The sequence below is a fragment of the Rhodopseudomonas sp. NSM genome (assembly GCF_052445935.1).
In the GTDB taxonomy this organism is placed as follows: domain Bacteria; phylum Pseudomonadota; class Alphaproteobacteria; order Rhizobiales; family Xanthobacteraceae; genus Rhodopseudomonas.
This window is the reverse complement of sequence record NZ_JBQTCH010000001.1, coordinates 526,877-549,955: the sequence shown is the minus strand read 5'-3', so window position 1 is coordinate 549,955 and position 23,079 is coordinate 526,877. Positions and strand designations below refer to the sequence as shown.

The 23,079-nt window shown below is 63.1% G+C and carries 24 protein-coding genes, 2 pseudogenes and 1 riboswitch; of the genes and pseudogenes, 14 read left to right on the top strand and 12 right to left on the bottom strand.

Annotated features, from left to right (window positions below; genetic code table 11):
- The first annotated feature begins 439 nt into the window (after positions 1–439).
- From ACTZWT_RS02450 to ACTZWT_RS02440, 3 genes and pseudogenes are all read left to right on the top strand, one after another.
- Complete coding sequence (locus tag ACTZWT_RS02450; RefSeq protein ID WP_444768127.1) at positions 440–685, top strand: hypothetical protein; 246 nt, start codon at positions 440–442, stop codon at positions 683–685.
- Between the two features lie 515 nt (positions 686–1,200).
- Entirely contained in the window at positions 1,201–1,566 is a 366-nt protein-coding gene (locus tag ACTZWT_RS02445; RefSeq protein ID WP_444768126.1) for a hypothetical protein, read from the top strand.
- 383 nt (positions 1,567–1,949) lie between these two features.
- A pseudogene (locus tag ACTZWT_RS02440) lies at positions 1,950–2,606 on the top strand (IS66 family transposase); the annotation flags it as partial.
- Between the two features lie 343 nt (positions 2,607–2,949).
- Here ACTZWT_RS02440 and ACTZWT_RS02435 read toward each other — a convergent pair.
- Positions 2,950–3,324 (bottom strand): hypothetical protein, encoded by a 375-nt coding sequence (locus ACTZWT_RS02435; protein WP_444768125.1) that lies wholly within the window; start codon positions 3,322–3,324, stop codon positions 2,950–2,952.
- 254 nt (positions 3,325–3,578) lie between these two features.
- Positions 3,579–3,782 (bottom strand): hypothetical protein, encoded by a 204-nt coding sequence (locus ACTZWT_RS02430; RefSeq protein ID WP_444768124.1) that lies wholly within the window; start codon positions 3,780–3,782, stop codon positions 3,579–3,581.
- Positions 3,783–3,863: 81 nt separating this feature from the next.
- Positions 3,864–3,924, bottom strand: a riboswitch (Fluoride riboswitch).
- Between the two features lie 460 nt (positions 3,925–4,384).
- Here ACTZWT_RS02430 and crcB point away from each other — a divergent pair.
- The 4 genes from crcB to ACTZWT_RS02410 all read left to right on the top strand — a co-directional run bounded on the left by crcB (position 4,385) and on the right by ACTZWT_RS02410 (position 6,947).
- Positions 4,385–4,780, top strand: a complete 396-nt coding sequence (crcB, locus tag ACTZWT_RS02425) for a fluoride efflux transporter CrcB (RefSeq protein ID WP_444768123.1) — start codon at positions 4,385–4,387, stop codon at positions 4,778–4,780.
- A 36-nt stretch (positions 4,781–4,816) separates the two neighbouring features.
- The gene (locus tag ACTZWT_RS02420) at positions 4,817–5,638 is read left to right on the top strand and encodes a DUF190 domain-containing protein (RefSeq protein WP_444768122.1); all 822 of its coding nucleotides are present in this window, start codon (positions 4,817–4,819) and stop codon (positions 5,636–5,638) included.
- A 286-nt stretch (positions 5,639–5,924) separates the two neighbouring features.
- Positions 5,925–6,272 (top strand): DUF190 domain-containing protein, encoded by a 348-nt coding sequence (locus ACTZWT_RS02415; RefSeq protein WP_444768121.1) that lies wholly within the window; start codon positions 5,925–5,927, stop codon positions 6,270–6,272.
- A 198-nt stretch (positions 6,273–6,470) separates the two neighbouring features.
- Positions 6,471–6,947 carry a hypothetical protein gene (locus ACTZWT_RS02410; protein WP_444768120.1) on the top strand — a complete coding sequence of 159 codons (477 nt, stop codon included), beginning with the start codon at positions 6,471–6,473 and terminating at the stop codon, positions 6,945–6,947.
- Positions 6,948–7,108: 161 nt separating this feature from the next.
- Here the strand turns inward: ACTZWT_RS02410 and ACTZWT_RS02405 are convergent, their stop codons facing one another.
- The 4 genes from ACTZWT_RS02405 to ACTZWT_RS02390 form a co-directional block, all read right to left on the bottom strand.
- Entirely contained in the window at positions 7,109–10,795 is a 3,687-nt protein-coding gene (locus tag ACTZWT_RS02405; RefSeq protein WP_444768119.1) for an autotransporter outer membrane beta-barrel domain-containing protein, read from the bottom strand.
- Between the two features lie 341 nt (positions 10,796–11,136).
- A complete protein-coding gene (locus tag ACTZWT_RS02400; RefSeq protein WP_444768118.1) occupies positions 11,137–11,298 on the bottom strand; it encodes a hypothetical protein in 162 nt (53 codons plus the stop codon).
- A 48-nt stretch (positions 11,299–11,346) separates the two neighbouring features.
- Positions 11,347–12,183, bottom strand: a complete 837-nt coding sequence (locus tag ACTZWT_RS02395; RefSeq protein WP_444768117.1) for a cyclase family protein — start codon at positions 12,181–12,183, stop codon at positions 11,347–11,349.
- A gap of 153 nt (positions 12,184–12,336) precedes the next feature.
- The gene (locus ACTZWT_RS02390) at positions 12,337–13,272 is read right to left on the bottom strand and encodes a LysR substrate-binding domain-containing protein (protein ID WP_444768116.1); all 936 of its coding nucleotides are present in this window, start codon (positions 13,270–13,272) and stop codon (positions 12,337–12,339) included.
- A 52-nt stretch (positions 13,273–13,324) separates the two neighbouring features.
- Here ACTZWT_RS02390 and ACTZWT_RS02385 point away from each other — a divergent pair, with 52 nt between their 5' ends.
- The 3 genes from ACTZWT_RS02385 to ACTZWT_RS02375 all read left to right on the top strand — a co-directional run bounded on the left by ACTZWT_RS02385 (position 13,325) and on the right by ACTZWT_RS02375 (position 14,483).
- Entirely contained in the window at positions 13,325–13,789 is a 465-nt protein-coding gene (locus ACTZWT_RS02385) for a nuclear transport factor 2 family protein (protein WP_444768115.1), read from the top strand.
- Positions 13,790–13,812: 23 nt separating this feature from the next.
- Positions 13,813–13,959, top strand: a complete 147-nt coding sequence (locus ACTZWT_RS02380; RefSeq protein WP_444768114.1) for a hypothetical protein — start codon at positions 13,813–13,815, stop codon at positions 13,957–13,959.
- Between the two features lie 362 nt (positions 13,960–14,321).
- Positions 14,322–14,483 (top strand): hypothetical protein, encoded by a 162-nt coding sequence (locus ACTZWT_RS02375; RefSeq protein WP_444768113.1) that lies wholly within the window; start codon positions 14,322–14,324, stop codon positions 14,481–14,483.
- 85 nt (positions 14,484–14,568) lie between these two features.
- Here ACTZWT_RS02375 and ACTZWT_RS02370 read toward each other — a convergent pair.
- Positions 14,569–14,652: pseudogene (locus ACTZWT_RS02370) on the bottom strand (AsnC family transcriptional regulator); the annotation flags it as partial.
- A gap of 291 nt (positions 14,653–14,943) precedes the next feature.
- On the opposite strand from ACTZWT_RS02370, the gene ACTZWT_RS02365 reads away from it, so the two are divergent.
- The 4 genes from ACTZWT_RS02365 to ACTZWT_RS02350 all read left to right on the top strand — a co-directional run bounded on the left by ACTZWT_RS02365 (position 14,944) and on the right by ACTZWT_RS02350 (position 21,065).
- Entirely contained in the window at positions 14,944–15,672 is a 729-nt protein-coding gene (locus tag ACTZWT_RS02365; protein ID WP_444768112.1) for a winged helix-turn-helix domain-containing protein, read from the top strand.
- A 6-nt stretch (positions 15,673–15,678) separates the two neighbouring features.
- A complete protein-coding gene (locus tag ACTZWT_RS02360) occupies positions 15,679–16,686 on the top strand; it encodes a cytochrome-c peroxidase (protein WP_444768111.1) in 1,008 nt (335 codons plus the stop codon).
- Positions 16,643–19,177 (top strand): two-component system VirA-like sensor kinase, encoded by a 2,535-nt coding sequence (locus tag ACTZWT_RS02355; protein WP_444768110.1) that lies wholly within the window; start codon positions 16,643–16,645, stop codon positions 19,175–19,177. Before ACTZWT_RS02360 ends, ACTZWT_RS02355 begins: the two co-directional genes overlap by 44 nt.
- Positions 19,178–19,424: 247 nt before the next feature.
- Entirely contained in the window at positions 19,425–21,065 is a 1,641-nt protein-coding gene (locus ACTZWT_RS02350; RefSeq protein ID WP_444768109.1) for a GMC family oxidoreductase, read from the top strand.
- A gap of 63 nt (positions 21,066–21,128) precedes the next feature.
- Here the strand turns inward: ACTZWT_RS02350 and ACTZWT_RS02345 are convergent, their stop codons facing one another.
- The 5 genes from ACTZWT_RS02345 to ACTZWT_RS02325 form a co-directional block, all read right to left on the bottom strand.
- Positions 21,129–21,314: a DUF3606 domain-containing protein gene (locus tag ACTZWT_RS02345; protein ID WP_444768108.1), complete on the bottom strand. Its 186-nt coding sequence runs from the start codon at positions 21,312–21,314 to the stop codon at positions 21,129–21,131.
- Positions 21,315–21,449: 135 nt separating this feature from the next.
- Positions 21,450–21,710, bottom strand: a complete 261-nt coding sequence (locus ACTZWT_RS02340; RefSeq protein ID WP_444768107.1) for a GlsB/YeaQ/YmgE family stress response membrane protein — start codon at positions 21,708–21,710, stop codon at positions 21,450–21,452.
- A 91-nt stretch (positions 21,711–21,801) separates the two neighbouring features.
- Positions 21,802–22,035 (bottom strand): hypothetical protein, encoded by a 234-nt coding sequence (locus tag ACTZWT_RS02335; RefSeq protein ID WP_444768106.1) that lies wholly within the window; start codon positions 22,033–22,035, stop codon positions 21,802–21,804.
- Complete coding sequence (locus ACTZWT_RS02330) at positions 22,032–22,439, bottom strand: DUF4440 domain-containing protein (protein ID WP_444768105.1); 408 nt, start codon at positions 22,437–22,439, stop codon at positions 22,032–22,034. Before ACTZWT_RS02330 ends, ACTZWT_RS02335 begins: the two co-directional genes overlap by 4 nt.
- Positions 22,440–22,484: 45 nt before the next feature.
- On the bottom strand, positions 22,485–23,051 hold the full coding sequence (locus tag ACTZWT_RS02325) for a nuclear transport factor 2 family protein (RefSeq protein ID WP_444768104.1): 567 nt from the start codon (positions 23,049–23,051) through the stop codon (positions 22,485–22,487).
- Positions 23,052–23,079 lie beyond the last annotated feature (28 nt).

The following is a 23,079-nucleotide window of genomic DNA, read 5'->3' as shown; positions in this document are numbered from 1 at the left end:
TGTGATCGAGCGGCTCATTCCGTGACCAGTGCAAGGCAAATCGCGAGATGTCGGCGACAACTTCGCCCCTCCAGTCTAGGTGGCCGTTTAAATCGCCGTGCAGCGCCTGGATTCGTTTTCCTGCTCTGACGCGCCGATGCATCAGCTCAACGCAAAACGAGTCTGCAACCCTGCCAGGTGCCCTGCGAAGGATCTGGACCCATGAGCGTGGGCGGGTAGACCTGGTGAGCACTGCCGAGTCTGAGATAATTAAATCTCCTTTTATGGGGAGTGCAACCGGCGGGCGTTTCGACGGTACATCGTCCCACCACCCGACAATAGAGGTGCTGATCTCACTGGTCATTGTGCGTACTCGTCATCCCAGCGTTTAGTACGAAGCCAAACGGATGCCGGTATTGCCTGTTCAAAGCCACTGGCCTCGATGTGTTCTCGGTAAATTATGGCTCCTTCGATCAATGTGGTCACTGTCGCCAAGACGCGTCAGGCGCTCGCAGCGGCCTATCTGGAAACCGTCTGGGCGGCACTCCGCATTGACGCTCCCGTGCATCTGACCCACCGGCAGGCGACGGCTTTGGCTGGCGAACTCGATCGCGTCTGGGCGGACCGCGAGAGTCGCGCCCGGGGTGCCTCCAAGGTCCATACGCCCGATGTCGGTTGGGCGCCGGACACTGAGAGTCACGATTAGCGGAAACCCACTGGGCCGCCGTAACGGAGATGTGGGAGAAGATTGGCGCTGACGGTAAGCCCAAGAAATTGGAGAAGTCGCTCGGGCACATCGTGGACCGTCTCCTGCTGACCAAGGGCATCGAGCCACCGTTAGCCGACAAACCTTCGGGGCCTACAAGGTTCGCTAAGGGCCCAAGAAGGGACATTGAAGCGCCCTTCGCGCGACGCGGCCGATATCCAGCGTCGTCGATGCACTTTCAAATGTTTCGTCTTGGTGCTGATCGAAAGAGGCATCCAATATCGAGACAATCAATGGTGTGCCTGTTCCAACATCTCGGTTTTGGTCGGCTCCAAACTTGCTCAGGTTGATGAATGGCGCCTATTCATCTAAAAGGTTATGTGTTAATATATGCGCTTATCTAGCGAGATACATCCTTTGAAATTGTAGTGCTGCTTGCGAACAGAACCACTGTTCACCGGCACTCGGTGGTTCTTTTTTTCAAGAATGTGCCGATATTTAAGGGAGAGACCACCATGCTTTCTCAGGCTCAATTGCAGGAAGTCCCGAACGTATTCGCTCAAGCTCGTGCTTCACTTCAGGCTATAGCCGGCCATGACTTTTCGCCGTGCTTCGAACTGGACGCTAGATGCAAAGCCGATAAGAACTTACTCGCCGAGTTCATCAAGGATCCGGAAGGCATAGCAAAAAGAGAAGTTGGATATACGCCGCCAGCTGGGTTTCATATGCACTTCGTCGATAAGGACAATAACTATTTCCCCTCGGAAGGTGATCCCATTAAGCAGCTAACGTCTGGGGAACATGGAAAAATCTGGACGCGCATAGAGGTGCGCACCGCTGCAGGTCCTGGTTGTCTTGTTAATTGCGGTTGGTGTTCGTAGGCACCAGAAGCTTCCCGTCAGGGAATTCCGAATTGTCGGTGTCCTCAAATTGATTGGGGGCACCGACGTGTCGCTATCAACCGACGCTGTGAGAACCGTGCTCTCAGTTGACCACAAAAGCATCATTCTACGCCCGATTTTCCGCGAATGCAGTGAATGATTCCTAAACGTTTCACACCACGAGCACATGTAAACGCACGTCGAGTTTCAGCCAACGCCGCAATCGGAGATGGCCTTGTTAGCTAAGGCAGCGCACCAAGTCCGATGGGTCACAAGGCCTCGTCACATTTTGCAGCGAATTTCCGGGTTTTCCTCGCAGCCGATATCGGTTTAGCTCCTAGCGCGTGTTCGCATAGTCCGATTGCTGCAGCTTTGCAGGCCGCCATCTTGCTGGCTATGTGGGGCTAACGCAGGCCGATGCCTTTGCTGGATACAACCAGCTCTACAAAGCCAACCGCAAGCCGGCGCCGATTCTGGAAGCGGCGTGCTGGAGCCATAGCCGCAGCGCCGATCGCAGCCGAGGCTGTACGACGGATCGACGAACTGTTCGCGATCGAGCGCACCATCAATGGCAAAGCGCCGGAGCAACCGCTTGCCGTGCGCCAGGAAAAATCCGCGCCGATCACCACCGATCTCGAAAACTGGATGCGCCAGCAGCGCTTTGCTCTCATCAAACAATGACACCACCAAGGCCATCAATTACCTACTGCCCCGCTGGGCAGCGTTCAGGTCCTCAACGACGGCCGTGTCTGTCTGACCAACGATGCCGCCGAAAGAGCTTTGCGTGGCGTGGCGTGGCGGTCGGAAGACGAAATTGGACCTTCGCCGGCTCGGATACTGGCGGTTACCGCGCTGCTGCCGTCTACGCGCTCATCGAAACTTGCAAGATGAACGACGTCGATCCGCAAGCCCGGCTTGCTGACGTCCTGGCCCCGTTGCCGGACCATCCCGCCAGCAAGGTTGCCGACCTGTTGCCGTGGAATCGGAAGGCCAACCCTTGCCCCAGAGGCCGGACAGCTTCGCAAATGAAGAACGGATAACCGGATGATAACCGATAAACCGTGAACAAACGGAGCCAAAGCATCCTGAGACGTCTCAAAAAGACTTAGAAAACATACACATATTATCGAAGCGAGCCGCTCACAACGGTCTGGTTGCAGGTTCGAGTCCTGCCGGGCCCACCAGCAATTGCAGTGAATTGCGTCGTGGTCGCCAAATCCTCGTCGTCTTCCGCCAATGGAATAACCAACGTTTGCGGCGTGAAGGTTGGCGCGAAGCTATCGCCTCTGCAGCGTCTCGACGGAAGGCCGGATGACGATGCCCATAGGTCTCGCTCAATGTCCTTTCGCTCATCGCGAGGAAGCCAGCCGCAGGAGCGACGCCCTACCCGAGGACGTTTTCGTGTGACGTGACTCGTTGCAATTTGGCACTCCTTTGATGTCTCATCCAGGCCAGAACGTCAGGAGCTTTTCCGGAAATCACCTTGAGGTGTTGCGTTTTGTGCGGCTCCGCCTTGGCATCATAGAACTTCCAGAGCTCACTGATGATGACGATATGCCATCGCGGTTGACCGGGCGCATCAGACCGCAGTTGAAGTATTTCAACAGAGAACGAGTAGCTCAGTCCATTGTATCGATGCCGTTCGCGCGAGCATTGCACTCCCTGAACGGTCCACATGGTCTGGTCCGTCGCCGGACTAGGCGCATCGATAACGAACTCGATGTCGGCAATGGTTCGGGCGTTACCAATCCTTGCCATGATCTTCTCCGTAGTCTGCCATAAGGGGGGCGCCGTTTGGCGAAGAGGTGCACTGTAGTGGCCTTCAGAATTGTACGATCGACGCCTCGTCGCATGGTTCGGGAGCGAGCACTGAAACGGTCGATCCCACCGGTCATGCCCCCGGCTATTCTGCTTCTCTGCCTGTCTGATCCACACGATGGCGAGCACGATCTTTCCTCGTGGGCCGCGACTTCAGCGCCGACCCACGCTCGACAACAAACACATGCCCTCCCTTATTGTTGTCTCGCACGGATGGCCGTCTCGGCGAGCGCCGTCAAGGCGCCGAGGGCGAGCAGGAGGATGATCAGCTCCGCTTGGGCGCCGAAGCCGAACGCCAGCACGGCGGCGGCTGTGACGGCCGCCAGTACCGATAGCGCAAGCGTTCGGCTCGCGAGCATCACCCAAACGGCTTGCAGCGCGACGACAACAGGCTTCATGCGGTGACCTTTCCAGGTCTCCGGGGCGAATGTAACGGGACTTCGGTCGGGGAGTTGGACAGACTCCTACCGACGCGAAAGCGCCCGGTAGGAGTCATCAGCCTCTCGGCGGTTATCGGGGGACTCCATCCCCATCGGGACGATTCATACAAACCACGGGTACGCACGTCAATCCGCGCAAGGACCGTCAGCAACGGTGTACAATGCGTCCTTCTACGGTGGTGGGCGCGCCCCGTTTTGCTGGACAACAGGAAAGGTGGGGGATGACGACGGATCACGAACGTTTGCACATTCTCAAGCTGCACAAAGCCTGGGCCGATCGCTACACAGTTGTCTGGCAGATCGTCGTGTTTCTGCTCTTCGGAGCAGTGTTGCGGCCTCTGAATACATCGGGGCACAACCGGATGAGCGAAATGGCGCTCTCGTGTTGGCGACAATGTTGGTAGTCGGCGCGATCTGGCAGTCGGTGGGCTTGGGTATTGCAAGGTTTCACATGCTTCTCAACGGGATCGATCTGGGAAAACCTCTCGGCACATCCAACGCGATCGCGGATCGCGCGGGCCGAAGCACAGCATGACACGTGTGGCGAGCACTGACCGAATATGGACGTCATTCACGGAATAATCTGGGTTGCGCTCGGCAGCGTGTTCGGCGGGATGGCTCGGTTCGGAATTTCCGGACTTGTTGCTCGAAGCATCGGCGAGACGTTTCCTTGGGGCACATTGATCGTCAACACGACGGGAGCGCTGGCGATCGGCATTTTCGGCGGCCTGGCCAGCAGCGGCCAAGGGCTTGTCTCCGAGCCGAGTTCGTGGCTGTTCGTGGTGACGGGGTTTCTCGGCTGCTACACCACCGTGTCGTCCTTCAGCTTGCAAACCCTGAGCCTCGCGCGCGATGGCGAACTCTGGCGGGCGACAGGCAATGTCCTGATGTCCCTGATCCTGTGCCCGGGCCTGGCCGCGACGGGATTTGTCCTCACAACCCGGTTCGTCCAGTGAAAAGCACATTGGTTTCCCCAAAGCTCCGGTGCCGACATGCCGCCGCGTAAGGTCCCTGAATGGGCTACCCGCGCATTGGGGGGAATCGCGGTCTATAGCCTCGTCGGGCTGGGAAGCGTGATCGGCGGGGTCGCGAGGTATCTGGTTGGTGTCACGCAAATGGCACTGCTCGGCCCGGCCTTCCCGTGGACAACTCTGTTCGTCAATGTCACCGGCTCTTTTCTCATCGGCTTCTATGCCACGATCACAGGCCCTGACGGACGAATCTTTGCGGGGACTCGCCAACGTCAGTTTGTGATGGCCGGCATTTGTGGAGGCTACACAACCTTCTCCATGTTCAGCTTCGAGACCATTCAACTGATCCGGAGCGGCAATATGCTGCCGACCCTGGTCAATCTCGGGGTCTCACCGATTGCCTGGCTGGCCGCCGTGTGGGTCGGATACGCCTTCGCAGCCAGACTGAACCGGCTGCAAGCTCCCGTTGCAACCGGGCACGAGCCCGAAAATCTGCAGATCCCGAAGCAGGCGATGCTACTCCGCATTTTCGTGGGGGCGTCCGACAAGCGGGGTGATATGCCGCTCTATGAAGCCATCGTGCTGGAAGCACGAAAGATGCAGCTTGCGGGCGCGACCGTGTTCCGTGGACCCGCCGGCTATGGGCAATCCAGCCGGATGCACACGGCGGATTCGCTTCTCACTCCCGACGAGCTGCCCCTGATTATCGAGATCATCGACAGTGAAGATGCCATTGGCCGCTTTCTCCCCGCGCTGGACGAGATGATGCCCGGCGGGATGGTGACGATGGAGAAGGTGGAAGTCCTGCAATACGGACCGCCGAGAGTCAGTCCAACCGCTTAAGATGGCAACGCCTGGCTATGTACGACAACCGGCTTTCCCAATATGCTGGATTTCGAGGGATCGATCGTCCCTATCGATTGCGCCTTGGGCTGAGACTCCAACCGGGATGCTTCAGGTCGGAGTATTTCATTTGATCTCAGCGCCACCTGCTTTGACCGCACGTGAGGTTCGATCGGTCGGCCTGCAGTCGTCGACGCTGAGTTGTTCCCCCAGAGACTACGCCACACTGCCTATATGCTCCGTTGAGTCGTCCCGATGAAGCGAACGAACCCACAGGACAAGTTCGATGCAGTTGCCTCGTGATGCCGTACTCCTCCGGATATTTATCGGTGAAGACGACCGTTTTGACCATCGGCCTCTTCATGAAGCAATCGTCCTGAAGGCCCGCGAACTGCATCTGGGCGGAGCAACCGTATTGCGAGGGGCGGTTGGCTTTGGCCATTCCAGCCGTCTGCACACCAGCAAGATTCTTCGGCTGTCCGAGGACCTGCCGATCGTCATCGAAATCGTCGATGCACCGGAAAAGATCGAAGCGTTCCTGCCAGTGCTGGACGGCATGATGGGCGGCGGCCTGATTACCAAGGAAAAGGTCCAGGTACTTCAATATGGGCCCGGACCAACGGAAAGGGGATGATGGTCACAAGGCGTGTCATGCTCCGATTGTTCTCTTCCCACGGCACGCTCTTCTTGCTACTTCGTCCAGGTGTTGAACGGAATGCCGCAATTTGACCGGCCCACCGAAGGGTTGCTGGACATTCTTGGGGACTTGTCGGCCGGATGCGGCCCGGCTGAGGGTAGCCCTCGAGAGCGTGTTCGAAACTGAGTGCCGCCATTGACCGCTCAATTCCAAGATGCGCTCGGCCAGGTGCCAGATGATCACCAGCGCGGGATCGTCGACCGCTGGGTTCGCATCATGTGCGACTATTCGGCCGATGGCGTCTGGGACAAGCAGGGCCGCTCGATTTCGGCCGAAGACCTGCCGCTGCCCTCGGACATCCAGTGCATGCTGCTGGGCTGGCAGGAATGGTACGAAGCCTCCGACGGCGGCGGCGACGACTTGCCGCCGTTCGACGGCGCCGCGCACGCGGCCTTCGGCCTGTACATCGCCCGCAAGGTCAAGCGCGCACTGCCGGACTGGACCGTGATCTATTTCGACGAAAGCAGGTTGCCGCGAAGTGGCGCCCCGGCCCTGCCGCGTCACGTTTACGAATACGAAATCCATCTTCCGCAGCCCTCCGGCGGCGGCGCCCCGGCCGAAGCCCTGCGCCGCGCCGCCGACAAGAACGACGGCGGCAAGGGTAATCGATAGCTCTACTTATCGCGGAGTCGCCACTCATTCCGGGACGCTAGCCCTTGGGCGAGCGACCCCGGAATCTTGCCACGAGTGCGGCGTCCAGCAGGAGCGGAGGGGACGGCGCAAGAGTCCGAGTTCCCGCGCGCCAGGCTTGTCCCGGCCATCCAGGGCAGCCTTCAGAACCGGACCAGCAGGTTGCCCTTGATCGAATGATCCTGCGCCGACTCGGCTATCTGGCTCACGTAGGAAATCCCGATGGTCGCCTGCGACGTCATTACGAAGTCCAGTCCGCCTTCAATCAACGCAGCATTCTGTGCAAGCGGGATGCCGGAAATGTTGAATGTCGCGCCTGCTCCGCGAAACGCCAGAGCGGCAGACGGCGCCACGTCGCCGAAGGCATGCTGCCATGCGACGGACGCACGCGGTACCAGCACCGCGCCATTCGGTAGCACGAAAGGACTCGCCAGCCGCGCGCCAATTGAGGAATAGCCAACATCGTTGCTGCTGTGCATGCCGTTGAGCGCTGCGCTGCCGCCGGCCTCGTTGAAGCCGTCGGTGCTGAGATGTACGCCCGCGAGGCCGGCAAAAGGCTCGGCCGCAATTGCGCCGAGCAGCAGGCCGTAGCCGACTTCGCCAAACACCTGAGTCGTCGTGGCACCATAGCGCGCGCGGGTGCGATCGAAGAAGCCGGGGAATACGATGGTGCGGCTGGTGTCGACTTCGCTGCGGCTGATGGACACTCCGGAGCGCAGGTTCCACGATCCGTAATTCGTGCCCGCATAGGCGGCCAGGTGCGCCGTCTCGATCACCGCTGAGCTTGCGCGGGAAGCGACGGTGACATTCGAGTTGGTGTAGCCGCCGGCCAAGCCTGCGCGCCAATGATTGCCGACGCGGGCGTCGACACCGGTGATGAACCCGCCCAGATCCCGGGTGACGGATGCGGCGTTCTGATCGCTGGCGATTTTGCCCCAAGCCCCCACGCCCTGTGTCCACCAGGCGATCTCGTGTTCATGGGCGGCGACTGGCCTGGCCCTGGCCGGCGCCGCCGTCCCGCGCGGATCCGCGGAAGCGAAAGCATCCGCGTTGGCAGCGAAGCGATCCTGAAAGCTGAGCGCCGGCTGTGCGTAGACGACGGTCGGTCCGCCGCCGAGCGAGGCCATGACACCGCTCGCGTCGCCGAACGACGCTTGCCGCATGCGCCCGAGCAAGGCTTGGCGCACGACGCGACTATCATCGAGCATGACCGTTTGAATGCTGGCGTGAAGCTCTCCCGAGAGCGCATCATATGCTTGCAGGGAACCAGCCGCGGAGGCCTGTGTCAAAATCGATTCGAACAACGGATTCCCGGCCGGAAGCGCACCAAGCGCGGCAGCGACGCTGACCTGGTTCGGTGTCACCGCCACATCGACAAAGGTGCGAGTCTGCTGCAGGCTGAGCAGCACCGATGTCGGCGTGTAACTCAGCACCGTGCTGAGGAAGATAGAACTCGGCGCGACAACGTTGGCGAACGTTCCGGTCACGCCTTGCGCCGCCGTCAGGATTGTATAAGTGAGATCTCTGGCGGGAGTACCAAATACCTGAACGGTTCCACCTGACAGGGTCGCGGATCCGCCCGCGGCAAGCCGGCTTGACGGTGCTGCCGCAGTGACATCCACCTCAAACACCGATCCCGCGGCGAAGCTGATATTGCCCGATACGTTCAGTGTCGCATTGCCCGGCGCCACGGTGCCGCCATTGCCGACGGCCAGGTTCTGAACGGTCCCATTGCCCGTGAGCGTACCACCGTTACTGGCAAACACCGTCGAGGCCAGCGAGCCACTGACGTTCAACACGCCAGCGTCGATGGTGGTCGCGCCCGTATAGGTGTTGGCACCCGAGAGCCCGAAGACGCCGATGCCAACCTTGCGCAATCCGCCGGCTCCACTGACGATGCCCGAAAATTCGGTCGAGCTGCCGTCACCGCCGGTGGTCAGCGTCGCCGATCCCAACGCGACCGCGCCGCTGCCGGACAGCGAACCGACGGTCTGACGGAAGTCGTTGAGGTCGAGGGCACCGCCGCTTGCGATCGTAAAGGCACTGACCGGTGACAAGACATCCGCAGCGCCGGCTTGAAGCGTTCCCGCATTCACCGTCGTCGCACCCGAGTAACTGCTGGGTCCGACAAGCGTCAGGACACCGACGCCGTCCTTGATGAAACCACCGGAGCCGCTGATCGCACCTCCGAGCGTCGCACCGTTGCCGTTGGTATCGATGATGGCACCGCCGGCGCCCAGGCTGATTGTGCGGTTGGTCGTCAGCCCTGTGAGAAATTGCAGTGTGCCCCCGCCGAAGGTGAGGCCTCCGGTTGTTGCGCCGAGATCGGAGTCCGCTGCGACCTGGAGGATCCCGCCGTTCAGGAAGGTCCCGCCGGAATAGGTATTGAGGCCGGACAGAGCCAGCGATCCGGCGCCGGTCTTGGCCAGGCCGCCGCTGCCTGACAGCACACCGCTCAGCGACGCGCTCAACCCGTTGGTGTCGATCGCCGAGACCGTGCCGGGAAGCAGCGTGAACGGGGTATCGCTCTCCAGGTTGGATCCGAACACCTGGATTCTGCCGCCACCGAGGTTGAATTGATAGGTGCCAACCCCAGTCGTCGTAATCGGATTGACGCCGCCGATCTGCAGCGTGCCACCGGTCAGATTGTAGACTCCGGTTCCGGCGAGAAACTGGATCACCCCGCCTGCGAGCGTCAATACGCCGCCGGATTGATTGACGGTGCCGCTCGAGCCGGCAAACTGTCCGATATCCATTCCGGCTGCCAGCGTCGCGGTGCCGCCGCTCAGATTGTATTCGCCGGTGCCGGACTGGCCGATCCGCAACAGCGCGCTGCCGCCGACCGTGTTGAAGGTGCCGCCGCTTTGATTGAAGTAGCCGAACCCGCCGGAGGCATTGCCGAAGCTTGCGCCAGAGCTTCCGATATTGAGGTTTCCTGCGCTCAGATTGTAGATGCCGGTGCCCGCCGGGCCGCCCCCGCCGCCGACGCGGGCTCCGAACAGCGCGAAATTCAGGCCGTTGAGGACCACATTCGAACCTGCACCGTCCTGGGTGATGATGCCCAAGCTGCCGGCGTTGCCGACATACATTTGGCGGGCGCCGCTGAAGCTGGCGTCGCCGGAGATGTGCAACAGACCGACATCGCCAACACTGGCGCCAAGATACAGCGTGCCGGCGGTCGCGGAGAGCGCCAGCGAGCCATTGCCCGAGAGGTTGTAGGTGCCGGTGCCGCCTCCGACAACGCCGATCTGAAGCGCCCCGCCGGCCAGGTCGACGCTGCCACCGCTTTGATTGAAGGTCCCCGTGGCGCCGGTGCCGCGTCCAATGTTGAGCGCCAGATAGTTAGCCTGCGAGCCGACGAATGAGACCACACCGCCCGTCATATTGACCGTGCCGTTGCCGCCAGCGTCCCGGCCGACCGACCACCCCGCAGGGCCGGTGGTCGGCGCAAAAGTGAGATTTGTGCCGTCACCGAACGTCAGGGTTCCGGTCGTCCCCACGCCGACGTTGAGAGTGGGCGTCAGGCCGAAATTGAGGTTGAGCGGCGATGCCTGCCCGGGTAGTACGAACCCTGTATCAGCGCTAATTGGCGATGCACTGAGCACATCGATGGTATTCGGCTGGCCGGTAGTTGCCGCTTGCTGAACGGCTGCGTCAAATTCGGATTGGTTGGTGACTGTGACGGTCTGCGCCGAGAGGGGAAGCACGCTTGTGAGCACCGCCCCAATAGGTAGGAATAGACGTGCCCCGGAGTACATTCTGCGTTTTGAAATCTGGCGGGCCCAAGGCTGCACACCACGCGATCGGTCCCGGTCGATGATCGAAGCCATTGGCTGGTTCCTTGTTCGACCGGGACGAACTGGATTCAGTGACTCACCACTATCCGGTCGCTGAAAGCAGCATGCTCCCTTCGTAGCTATACGAGTGATCAATATCGCTCTGTTCCACTCGGTTGTTTTCCGCCAGGTGATACGACCTGGAACTCCGCTGGCGGATGATGGGGAGCCGCGTAGTGGACATCTTCCGGACGACCCGCCCGGAGATTCCTGATCCACCCGCGCGCATCCGCGCTTCCATTGAAAGTCCGCCGTGAACGCCCAATCCCTCGTCGCCACAGTCTGGAACTTCGCGCATGTGCTGCGTGACCAGGGCGTGTCCTGCCAGGCCTGTATCAGCCAGATTCCCTGTCTGCTGTTCCATCAAGATGGACGAGGGGCGTCACCCAGATCGGCGAAGCCTCGATGCTGCCCGACGGCGCCCGCGACGTGAAGGCGCCGGTTGAGCGCGGCAGGAGAGGAATGCCGTCGTTCGACACCGACAGGGAGAACCGCATGTGCGTGAATCCCTTGGTGCTACATCGATGGTGGTATTCTGCGAGAAACTAATCGTAAAGGAACGCGACTACCCGTGCAGGGGCTGCCGACGCACCTTTGAGCCGCAATGGAAAGATCCCGACGTCGAAGCCTTGGGCCGGCAGGGCGTCGAGGCCTCGAAGCTGTTCGATGTGCCAATAGGGCTTGCGTCGGCCGACGAGGTGACCGGCCCAGAACAGGTCATTGCGACGCTCGCTCCTGCTGCGGCGGATCTGATGGTGGAACGGCAGGTCCCAGCCCCACTGATCGATGCCCATGACGCGGACGCCGTGGTCGATCAGCCATTCCGTCGCCGGGGCGCTGACGCCGGTTCCGAGCTTCCAGTAATCCGGCCGGCCCTGAAATCGATCGCGTCCTGTCCGGATCATCGCGATCGTGCCCGGCGAAAGCTGCGCGCCAATCCTGGTGAGAGCATCGACGAGGTCAGGGACTTCGATCTCTTCTCCGTCCTGCTTGTGCGTCATGTCGAAAACAATGCCGGGACCGAACATCAGGTCGAGCGGCATCTGCTCGATCGTCGGCAACGGGCGGCCCTCGCTGTCGGTCGGGCCATAGTGCCAGGGGGCATCGATATGTGTCGTCGCGTGAACGCCGAGGCGGGTGATCGTATCATCAGCCCAGCCGTCGAAGTCAGTTGGGAAGAATCGAAAGGGTAGGCCCAACAGGCGGACCAGCCAGCGGGCCCGCCTATGTCGATGATGCTTCACTTTCACACGCATGAAGAACGGGTCGGCGGGATTTTCGACGATCTCCTTGGAAAGATCGACGATCCGCGAGGGCTGAAGGCGGTTCAAGGAAACCTCGTCGCTGGGGCAGTGTTGGGTGGGCTGCTCGTGCGTCGCCATGGGTCGGCAATCGTACCTTGCTCGATACTCGGAGCACGAAGCCTCGCCGCGCACTCATCCCGTTTCTGCCCTGCGCCTGTTTCTGCCCGGTTTCATGCGGGCTTCGCCTCGATTGCAATTGTAACTTCAATTCGAGTTGCTGACGTCGCTTCGTCAGGTCGCGGTCCTGCGACGTCGCGGGCGATCGGGCTTCGCCTTGCCGCCCCAGGCACGGGCCATGGCGATGAACGCCTTCATCGCGGCGGAGGGATTGCGACGCCCCGGGTAATAGAGACACAGACCGGCGAAGGGCGGCGTCCAGTCCTCGAGCACCCGGATCAGGCGTCCCGCCTCGATGTCGGCGAGGACGTCCTGTTCCATGAAGAAGCCGATCCCGATCCCCTCCAGCGCCGCCGTGCGCGCAAGCGTGGCTTCGTCGAGGGTGATCGGGCCGCTGACGTCGATCTGGACTGCGCGTCCGTTCTTCTCGAACTGCCATCGGAACAGCGCGCCGTTGGGCAGCCGCGCGCGGATGCAGCGGTGATGGACGAGGTCGGGCGGCACCAGCGGCTTGCCGTGGTCCGCGAAATACGACGGCGACCCGACAACGGCGTAGCGCTGCGATCGGCCGAGCGACACCGCGATCATGTCGCTGGGCACGAGGTCGGCGACCCGCACGCCGAGATCGAAGCCCTCGGCGACGATGTCGACCAGCCGTCCTTCGGTGACGAGATCGATGTGAACGTCCGGATAGCGGCGCAGGAATTCCAGAACCAGCGGCGAGAGAATCTCGCGCGCAGCCATCGCGAAGGCGTTGATCCGCAGCGTGCCCGACGGCGTGGCCTGCCGCGACCGCGCGGTCTCGATCGCCGCCTGGACGTCCTGAAGCGCGGGGCCGATCTGGTCGACGAATAATTGTCCCGTGTCGGTCAGCGACACGCTCCGCGTTGTCCGATTGAACAGGCGGATGCCCAGGCTCGCCTCGAGCTTGCCGATCGCGTTGCTGAGCGCCGTCGTCGACATGCCGAGATCCAGCGCGGCGGCGCGGAACGAGCCCCGGCGCGCAATCGCGATCACGGCTTCCAGATCCTGCAGCGCGTTCCGCGTCATTGTCCCGATTTTCGAAACTCGTCATCCTGATTATAGGGAATTATCGAAATGGTTGTCCACCGCTAGATCGGGGTCATGCGCCGACGAACATCTCGACGATGGTCGTGCTCATCAGCACGGCCTCGCGCAACGAGGTCATCGGCCCGGGCCGGGCAGCAAGCACCAGCCGCAACAACAGAAGGACAGAGCCATGCAACGCGACCTGCCGCTTCCGATCGCCGCCTACTTCGCCATCCATGGCCGCAGCAGCGCCGGTCTCGATGATCTGTTTGCACAGGATGCCGTCGTGAAGGACGAAGGGCACAGCTACCAGGGCATCGCCGCCATCGCGCGATGGATGGACGAGAGTTCGGCGAAGTACGACTTCACCACTCGGCCCGTCGCGACGGAAACCGTCGACGGCGCAACCGTCGTCACCTGCCATGTCACCGGCAACTTCCCGGGCAGCCCGGTCGATCTGCGCTATCGCTTCCAGATCGATCGCGACAAGATCGCTTCGCTGGAGATCGTGCCGTGACACGGTGGGGCCCCGACGCACCCGTGGAGCTTGGTCATTACGCGCCGGCCGACCTGACGACCGCAGGCGGCTGCGCCCGCGTGGCCGAGGCGGTGAAGCCGCGGCTCGGCGGCATCGATATCGTCGACCTTGTCGTCGGCGGGTCGACGGCGCCAGCCACGACGGCCTGATCCGGCGACATGGCATCGAACCGTCGCGGCGCGATCCGCGTCCGGTTCGTGGCGGGCCCCGCGACGATTGCAAATGTAGCACGATCGGCAAACCGCGACATCAACCCGCAAGATCCAGCTCCGAAAAATCCGCATCGCCCGGAAGCTGGATCGCCCCCATGTCTCGCATCGCTAACAACTTGCTGACGCTGGCCGCAGCCATGGCGGCTGGTGCCTCACATGCTCCACGATCCCGTGCCGACGGGTCCGCCCAACCGGCCCCCTTTCGACGCGACGCTCGAGGCGGCGTCGCGTCTTTCATCGGAGCCGTCCGCAATGCGTCGTTGCGAGTCCGCGCCTACGGCTCCTTCACGGCAGTTCCGTTGCCGGCGGGTTACCCGGTCGGCGGCATGGCCGCCGATCAGTTGCGCGTCACCGCGCTCCATCTCGCCACCGACCACGCCGGGATCGTCGCCGTGCTGATCGTCGCATGGGTGCTGGCCTGGTCGCGTGCCCGGCGCGGACGACATCATGCCCAGCATTGATCGCCTCGACGGATTCGCGCGGCTGGTTTCAATGTGCCTGGCGGAGTTGCTGCGCTCGACCGCGCTCGCACTGTCCGGCGTTCGGTCAGAATGGCAGGCGTGCGTTCTCCTTGACCGTCTTCATCACCAAGAATGTTCGGGTCTGCCGGACACCGGGGAGGGCGATCAGCCACGCGAGCGGCGAGTTCGGGTTGGTCAGCCGCCGGTCGTCCTGCAGCGCGCTGCAGGATCTTGGTGTCGATCCGATCGAGCGGGGCCGTGGAATCTTCTTCCATAATCGGATCGCCATACGAATGAAATGTTCAGTAACGTAGGCGCCGCATGACGCGTATCAGAATCGTCCGTAAGTCGAGAGCACGTTCCGGCCGAGTTCATCTGTTTTCCGCAGCAATTGACCGGGAGCGAAGTTCGCTTCCCATTGCGATGACGCGGGCTGCGCCGCGCCGTCCTGGAGTCCGACGTGAAACACATCCTTGTGGTGGACGACGACAGCAGGCTGCGAAGCATGCTGGTCGATTATCTGACGCAGCATGCCTTTCGCGCATCGGCGGCGAAGGACAGCCATCAGCTCGGGCAGATCCTGGCCAATGACCCCGCCGACCTGATCGTCGTCGATCTCAACCTCGGCAGGGAGGACGGCCTCGAGATCGTGCGGTCGCACTCCACCAGATCCGATGCACCGATCATCATCATCAGCGGCGATCGACTGGACGAAGCCGACAAGGTGGTCGGCCTCGAACTCGGCGCGGCGGACTACATCACCAAGCCGTTCGGCCTGCGCGAATTCGTGGCGCGGATCCGCGCGGCGCTGCGCGTGAAGCCGGCCGCCTACGTCAAATCGGACTGCAGCCTGTACGGCTTCAACGAATGGACGCTGAACGCCAAGCGGCGCCGGCTCACATCGAGCGTTTCCGGCGAGGTCAAGCTGACGGTCGCCGAGTTCAACCTGCTGCTGGCGTTTCTCAAGGCTCCGAAGCAGGTGATGTCGCGCGAGCAATTGCTCGCCGCCAGCCGCGTCCACAACGAAGAGGTCTTCGACAGAAGCATCGACGTGCTGATTCTGCGTCTGCGCCGCAAGCTGGAGCGGGATCCGTCCAATCCGAAGCTGATCGTCACCGAGCGCGGCGCCGGATACATCTTCGATGCCGACGTGGCGATCGAGCATCGCGCCCGCTTGATCGGAGGCTGAACGGCGATGCCGATCATGACGCGACCGCGCCGCCTTCGAACCGCGCTGATCGGCGTGTGCGCGGCGCTTCTGTTCGCCGCGGCCAGCGCATCGGCGACGGGGTTGCGGGAGCGCCGGACCTTCGCGCCGCTCGAAGCTGTGTCTTCGCTCGACCCCGATCGGATCAATCTGGGCCGGATGCTGTTCTCCGATCCGATCCTATCGAGGTCGCAGGCGATGTCGTGCGCGTCCTGCCACGACCTGAAGCGTGGCGGAACAGTCGGTCTGTCCAGCGCCATCGCCGACGACGGCAAGGAGCACGGCTTCAATGCACCCACGGTCTTCAACGTCGCCGCGAATTACTTGCTCGGCTGGCGGGGCAAGCACAAATCGCTCGAGGCGCTGAACGAGAAGGTGCTGCTCGACCCTCGCCTGATGGCTGCCGACTGGAGCCTGCTGGCCGATCGTCTCGAACAGAGCCGGCCCTATGCGTCGTGGTTCCGGCGCATCTACGGACGCAAGCCCGACCGGGCGAATGTGCTCGACGCTTTGGTGACGTTCCAGCGCTCGCTTGTGACGTCGAACGCCCGCTTCGACCGCCACCTGCGCGGCGATCCGTCGGCGCTGACGCCGGGCGAGCTCAAAGGGCTCAACCTGTTCATGAGCTACGGCTGCGCCTCGTGCCACCAGGGCGTCGCCCTCGGCGGCAATATGCGGCAACGGTTCGGGATCTTTGCCGATCCAGGCGGCTCGGCGGCAGGAAACGAGGCCGCGCCGGAATTGGCGGGCGCGCAAGCCTCCGAGGACGATCTGTTTCGGGTGCCGAGCCTGCGCAATGTCGCGGTCACCGCGCCGTACTTCCACGATGGCCGCGTCGACAGCCTTGCGGAGGCCGTGTCGATCATGGGGCGGCGGCAACTCGGCCAGACGCTGTCTGCGTCCGACATCGAAGCGATCGTTGCCTTCTTGAATACGCTGACCGGGGAGTACGATGGTCGCAAGCTTGAAAGCCCGGCCGCATCGATCGGTCCCTGAGCGGTGGCGGATCGGGATGCTGGCGCTGGTCGCTGCGGCGTTCGGCGGCATCGCGATCGCCCATGTTCCATCGCGGGATGTGCATGACGGCATTCTGGCGGCGTTGCGCATGATCGATCTGCGGCACGCGTCGCTGCAGCGCGACGTGCTGCAGGCGCGGGCAGGCCTGCTGAAAAACTACGACCCGCTCGTCGCTGCGGTCGCCGGTCTTCACGCGACGACGGATCGTCTTGGCGATCTGCTCGCCGCCAGCAAGCGGGACGGGGTGATCGGCTTCGACGACGAGCTTGCGGCGATTTCCAGTTCGATCGCCTCCGACGACAGTCTCGTCGACCGCTTCAAGACCTCCAATTCGCTGCTTCAGAACTCCATGGAGATCTTCAACCAATTGCTCAGCCAGAGATATCAGGATCCGCATTTCGAGGGGCAGCCCCCGACCGAACGCGCCGGTCATCTCGGGAATCTCATGATGAGATTCGCATCCAATCCCTCGGTCGACCTCGAGCTGCAGATCAGGGCGGAGCTGGACCGCCTGAAAACCCAGTCGGGGAGCCGTCGCCCGGATGTTCGCGGACTCGCGTCGCACGCTTCGATGATCCTGAAAACGCTGCCTGTGGTGGATCAGGCGACGCTGGCGATCCAGGGCTCCGGAACGCTGAACACCGCCGACGATCTCCGGAAGCGCTACCTCGATGCGTATGAGATGATGGCGCTGCAAACGACGCGACACCGGGTCGTCCTCGGCGCGGTCTCGCTCGCATTGTTCGGCTTCGCCGCGACGCTGATTTTCCGGGCGAGAGAGAACGATCGGAAACTGACGCAGCAGCTCCGCTTCGAGACGACGCTCGACGAGGTCAGGCGACGGTTCGGCGACAACGACACCGCCCTGGAAGCCGACGTCGACGGTGCTTTGCGTCTGCTGGCGGGCTTCTTCGAAGGTCCGAAAGGGCGTTTCACGATCTTCAACGCGGAGAGTGGCGAGATCGCCCATGAATTCGGCGCGACCGATGATGGAGGGATGGGGCGCGCCGTCGCCGAAGCCCGCGACAGGATCGCGGCGCATGAGCCGAATGCGGCTGGTGCGGCATCGGCGAGGAGCAGCGATCTGGTATTCGTGCCACGCGGCGACAGCGTCGAAGTCACCGTGACGCTCCGCCTCGATGCCCGGTGCGCGGCGTTGCTGCAACTCAATGTGAGCCGCCATCTGCTGGATGGAAGCGAAATGTCCGGCCTGCTCGAACAGGCCGCGGACTGTCTCGTCGGCTGCGTCAAGTCGGTCCTGGATCGCGAGGAGAAGGCCGCGCTGCATGCACGGCTGGAGCATTCTCAACGGCTGGAGGCCGTGGGCACGCTGGCCGGCGGCATCGCCCACGAGTTCAACAACATCCTGCTCGCGATGATGGGATACAGCGAGATGGCGCTCGACGCGAGCGCAGACGGATCCGCTGCGTCACGCTACATCCAGGAGACCATTCACAGCGGCCAGCGGGCGAAGCTGGTGATCGACCAGATACTGGCGTTCAGCCGGAAGGGCGAGCGGACGAGCAAGCCGTTCGATCTCGGCGAGGCGGTGCGCGATGTGCTTCCGCTGCTGACCGTGTCGCTGCCCGACCACGTCGCGCTCGAGGTCGACCTGCCGCAACGGCCGCTGACGGTGACCGGCAATCCGATCGAGGTGCAGCAGATCGTGATGAACATCTGCAGGAACGCCGCCCAGGCCTGTTGCAGCGCGGGCTGGATCACGATCACTTTGTCTGCCGTCGAATTGCGGGCCGCGACGCGTCTGTCGCACGGCAGCGCTCCGCCCGGCAGTTATGCGTTGCTTCAAGTCGCCGATACGGGCGACGGCATCGCGCCGGGCGCGTTGCCGCACATTTTCGAGCCGTTCTTCACCACCCGATCCGAAGGCGGCGGGACCGGGCTCGGGCTGGCCGCGGTGCACGGCGCGATCGTCGGCATGGCGGGCCATGTCGACGTTCAGAGTTGCGTCGGCGCCGGAACGCGGTTCGAACTTTACTTTCCCGTTACCCATCGCCCCTCGGTCTCGATCCGCGACTTCACGCTCGACCAATCCGTCCCCCTGGGCGTCGGGCAGACGGTCGTGATCGCGGAGGCCGATGAGGCGGCGCGGATGATGTATGAAGAAAAAGCCGCCGCGCTGGGTTACGAGCCGATCGGCTTTGCGAGTCTGGACGATGTCGATGGCTGGATCTCGAAACGCGGTCACGCCGCCGACCTGGTGTTACTCGACTGTGGCCTGTGGCCTGACCATCCCGATCCGGCGAACATCAGGCGGCATTTCGACCCCGTCCCGATCCTGCTGATCGGAGAGCCGCCGGCAACCAGCGTCGCGGGCAAGGGATCGGTCGATCAGGTGCAATTCCTTCGCGAGCCGGTGACCACGAGCCGCCTGGCCCGGGCGATCGCCACGGCGCTGGCCCAGGCAGCAGCGATCGGGCCGGCGCGCCCGCTGTCGCAAGGTCTGGATTAGGCGGCCGACCGGATCGCCCGAGACGTATCAGGATCGTCCACACTGGCGGCGATCAGGCGTCGGGCGCCGTCTTTCATTTGTAACGCGCGGCGTCGCCGCAGCAACACCCCCGACATCTGCGCTCGGCATGGTCTCGCTTGCGGATGGGGAGACAGCGATGCCGGCGATCCGATCGCGTCGGACTGTCGAACGCTCCCACTTCGACTCAATCGACGCCGTCAGACCGGCTTCAAGCAAGGATGATGTGATGACACAGGACACGCAGGACATGGATCACGCCCGGGCCGTGGCGGAGAACCAGAGCCGGCTCAGTCGGCAATTGGCGGAGGGCTTCGATTTCATCGTGTGCGGCGCCGGCTCGGCGGGCTGCGTGGTCGCGGCACGTCTGGCCGAGAAACGGGATGCGAAGGTGCTGCTGTTGGAAGCGGGCGACGGCGAGATGTCGCCGAGGCTCGCGGAGCCTGCGATGTGGCCGTTGAATCTCGGCACCGAGCGCGACTGGGCGTTCGAGGGGCAGCCCACTCCGACCCTGAACGGACGGCGTCTCCCGCTCAACATGGGGAAGGGGCTCGGCGGCGGCTCCAGTATCAACGTCATGGTCTGGGCGCGCGGTCATCGCTCGGACTGGGACTATTTCGCCGCGGAGGCGGGCGATGCCTGCTGGGGCTACGAGTCCGTGCTCGATTACTATCGCCGCATCGAGAACTGGCAGGGCCATCCGGACCCGCGCCGGCGCGGGACGGGCGGTCCGGTGCATGTCGAACAGCCGGCGCAGCCGCGGCCGGTCGCCGGCGCGATGGTCGAGGCCGCGACCATGCTCGGCCTCCCGCGTTTCCAAAGTCCGAACGGCGAGATGATGGAGGGCACCGGCGGCGTGGCGATCGCGGATCTGCGGATCAGGAACGGCAAGCGGCAGTCCGTCCATCAGTCCTACACTTATCCGCGGATGCACCAGCCGAACCTCACGGTGCTCACCAACGCGACCGTCTGCCGACTCGTGCTGGACGGCAACAAGGCGGTCGGGGTGCAGGCCCTGGTCGGCGATCGGTTGATGACGTTCAACGCGCGCTGCGAGGTGGTGCTGTCGCTCGGCGCCGTCAACACGCCGAAGCTGCTGATGCAGTCCGGCATCGGCCCGGAGGACGAGCTACGCGCCCATGGCATCGAGGTGGTGCAGCATCTGCCGGGCGTCGGCCAGAACCACCAGGACCACGTCGCGTTCGGCTGCACCTGGGAGTATCTGCGGCCGCAGGAGGTCGGCAGCGGCGGGTGCGAGGCGAAATTGTACTGGAAGAGCGATGCCCGGCTGGACGCGCCAGATATCCTGCAGTGCCAGCTCGGCTTCGCCGTGCCGTCGCCGGCCGAGGTGGGGATCGCGCCGCCCGAGCACGGCTGGACGATGTTTGCCGGCCTCGCCCAACCGAAAAGCCGTGGGCGGATCAGGCTGTCCGGGCCCGCTGTCGGCGATGCCATGCTGATCGAACCCAACTCGCTGAGCGAGCCGGAGGACATGGCCGCCGCGCGGGCGACGATCGAGCTTTGCCGCGAGATCGGCAATCATCCGGCCTTCGGCCGGCTGGTGCAGCGTGAAGTCGTGCCGCAGCCGCGCGACCGCCGGGCCATGGACCAGTTCATCCGGAATTCGGCGGTGACTTATTGGCATCAATGCGGCACCGCCAAAATGGGCCGCGACGCGATGGCTGTGGTCGACCATCGGCTCCGGGTCTACGGGATCGAGAACCTCAGGGTGGCGGATTCATCGATCATGCCGCGGATCACCTCGGGCAACACCATGGCGCCCTGCGTCGTGATCGGCGAACGCGCCGCCGACATGATCTGCGCCGCGCATGACAACTGGCTCGACCCGGTCGCGCAGATGAGCGTGTAGTTGAAACGCAAAAAAACGTGCGGGCGGCAGGCAGGTTTGCCGTCCGCTGCCTGGGTCGCCCACTCACCCCTTTTCGTGCCGCGCCAGTTCCTTGCGCACGCTGGCTGCGGAGTTGCCGACCTTGTCGACGATCTGCTGCAGCCGTTCTTTCGAGACGCCGAGTTGCTTGGTCCATGACTTGACCTCGAAGCTCTCGTGCATGTTGATCTTGCTGCGGTCCTCGACGCCCCTCTTCTTGAGATTGTCCATCGTTGATGTCCTGCCGCAGGGGAGGGCGCCTCGATCACGGGATCGAGCCAATCGAATTCTCAGGTCGCGGCGCGGCCGGTTCGATTGGCCGCCCGCTTGCGAAAGTCGCGAAGCCGTTGTTCGACGACGTCTCGCCTATGCCGTCCGTCGACGGCCGGCGATGAAGCCGTAGATCAGCAGCACGATAATGGCGCCGACGACGGCCCCGATCAGACCGGCGCCCTGTTCCGCGCTGTACCAGCCGAGCGACTGGCCGAGAAAGGTCGCGACGAAGGCGCCGACGATGCCGAGGATCGTGGTCATGATGAAGCCCGACGGCTCGTTGTCGCCCGGCATCAGGAATTTGGCGATGACGCCGGCGACGAAGCCGATGATGATAATCCAGAGAATGCCCATGTGGTCGCTCCCATGTTCTGGGAGGCAGAACGCCGGTCCATCAACTCGGTTCCAGGCGCAACGCGCGACTCGGGTGGCGGTCCCGCGCGAGCTAACCGGCCACCCCCTCGGCCACCGCGTCCCGCATGAACTCGGCCTCGAACATCCCCGCGGCATGGGCGCCGTCGTCATCGACGCTTTCGATGCGGATCATGCGGCGGCCGAACGGGTCGTCCCATTGCTGGATCACCATCACCCGGTGCCCCTGATAGCGATAGGTCTTCCACATTTCGGCCTCGGGCATGGTGATCTCCGCGGATCGTCCTGGGTCGTGCAGCGCGGTCACGGCGTGATCCAGGTCTCCTGCAGATGCCGCCACACCGGCGTCGGCCGGTCGGCGCGCGCGATCAGCAGTGCGGTGGAGAGCCGGTCGGTGGTGCCGCTGTCCTGGATCTGCCGCTCGCAATAAGTGACGAGCGCGGTGGCGCCGTCGAGATAGCGCACCACGACGTCGCTGATCTCCATGATCAGCGTCGGCCGCGAGCCGCGCATCGCCGGCAGTCCGGCGGAGAACTGCTCGTAGGTCAGCATCTTGCCGGCCGGCGTCACCATGGTGAAACCTTCGTCGAAGCGGGCGCGGATCGCGGCGGGATCGTCGCTCCCCTCGGCGCGGAACCAGGCCTGCAGCAGGCGGTGCAGCGCGTCCGCCTCGAGCGGCACGGCGTCGGCGAAACTGGCGGTCGTCGTCATGGCGTTTCCTATCTGCAACAGTTTCCTGTCTGCAACAATTGAAACTTACGGCTTCATCAACACCGACACGTCCGGCACGCTCTGGGCCCAGCCCGGCGTCAGCGGCGCGACGAACAGGTTCTCGGTGCGCGTGCGCGCCACCTTCCAGACGCCGTCCACCTTGCGGAACAGATTGTTCAGCCGGCTCGAGCGCAGCAGCGACGAGCCGTCGCCGAACACCCAGGGCTGGCAGTGCACCCATTGGCCGTCGGCCTCGTCGCCGCGGACGTGGATCTGCTCGGAGGTGAGATAGTGCACGTTCAGGATCAGCGCCGGGTCGCGCTTCTGGCCCCAGAATCCCTGGAAGTGCTTGCGGATCGCGTCCTTGCCGACGCTGCGGCCGAACTGGTTGTCGTAATAGGCGCCGACGCCTTCCCAGATCGCGTCCTCGGTGTAGAGATCGAGAATGCGCTCGATGCGTTCGGCGTCGTCGTTCACGCCGAAGTCGGGGCAGGGCGTGTCGCACAGGAACATGTAGCGCGCCTGGATGCGGCGGATATCCGCCTCCGCGCGCAGCGTGGCGACCTCGTCCTGCAGCGCCGTCACGGTCGATGCGAGCTGTTCGATATTCATCGGGATGCAGGCCTTTTCTGGTCGAACT

Bases quoted from the DNA above. Each gene is read 5' to 3' on its own strand.
- ACTZWT_RS02450 (WP_444768127.1), top strand. From the start codon at position 440: ATGGCTCCTTCGATCAATGTGGTCACTGTCGCCAAGACGCGTCAGGCG.
- ACTZWT_RS02445 (WP_444768126.1), top strand. From the start codon at position 1,201: ATGCTTTCTCAGGCTCAATTGCAGGAAGTCCCGAACGTATTCGCTCAA.
- ACTZWT_RS02435 (WP_444768125.1), bottom strand. From the start codon at position 3,324: ATGGCAAGGATTGGTAACGCCCGAACCATTGCCGACATCGAGTTCGTT.
- ACTZWT_RS02430 (WP_444768124.1), bottom strand. From the start codon at position 3,782: ATGAAGCCTGTTGTCGTCGCGCTGCAAGCCGTTTGGGTGATGCTCGCG.
- crcB (WP_444768123.1), top strand. From the start codon at position 4,385: ATGGACGTCATTCACGGAATAATCTGGGTTGCGCTCGGCAGCGTGTTC.
- ACTZWT_RS02420 (WP_444768122.1), top strand. From the start codon at position 4,817: ATGCCGCCGCGTAAGGTCCCTGAATGGGCTACCCGCGCATTGGGGGGA.
- ACTZWT_RS02415 (WP_444768121.1), top strand. From the start codon at position 5,925: ATGCAGTTGCCTCGTGATGCCGTACTCCTCCGGATATTTATCGGTGAA.
- ACTZWT_RS02405 (WP_444768119.1), bottom strand. From the start codon at position 10,795: ATGGCTTCGATCATCGACCGGGACCGATCGCGTGGTGTGCAGCCTTGG.
- ACTZWT_RS02400 (WP_444768118.1), bottom strand. From the start codon at position 11,298: ATGCGGTTCTCCCTGTCGGTGTCGAACGACGGCATTCCTCTCCTGCCG.
- ACTZWT_RS02395 (WP_444768117.1), bottom strand. From the start codon at position 12,183: ATGGCGACGCACGAGCAGCCCACCCAACACTGCCCCAGCGACGAGGTT.
- ACTZWT_RS02390 (WP_444768116.1), bottom strand. From the start codon at position 13,272: ATGACGCGGAACGCGCTGCAGGATCTGGAAGCCGTGATCGCGATTGCG.
- ACTZWT_RS02360 (WP_444768111.1), top strand. From the start codon at position 15,679: ATGCCGATCATGACGCGACCGCGCCGCCTTCGAACCGCGCTGATCGGC.
- ACTZWT_RS02355 (WP_444768110.1), top strand. From the start codon at position 16,643: ATGGTCGCAAGCTTGAAAGCCCGGCCGCATCGATCGGTCCCTGAGCGG.
- ACTZWT_RS02350 (WP_444768109.1), top strand. From the start codon at position 19,425: ATGACACAGGACACGCAGGACATGGATCACGCCCGGGCCGTGGCGGAG.
- ACTZWT_RS02345 (WP_444768108.1), bottom strand. From the start codon at position 21,314: ATGGACAATCTCAAGAAGAGGGGCGTCGAGGACCGCAGCAAGATCAAC.
- ACTZWT_RS02340 (WP_444768107.1), bottom strand. From the start codon at position 21,710: ATGGGCATTCTCTGGATTATCATCATCGGCTTCGTCGCCGGCGTCATC.
- ACTZWT_RS02330 (WP_444768105.1), bottom strand. From the start codon at position 22,439: ATGACGACGACCGCCAGTTTCGCCGACGCCGTGCCGCTCGAGGCGGAC.
- ACTZWT_RS02325 (WP_444768104.1), bottom strand. From the start codon at position 23,051: ATGAATATCGAACAGCTCGCATCGACCGTGACGGCGCTGCAGGACGAG.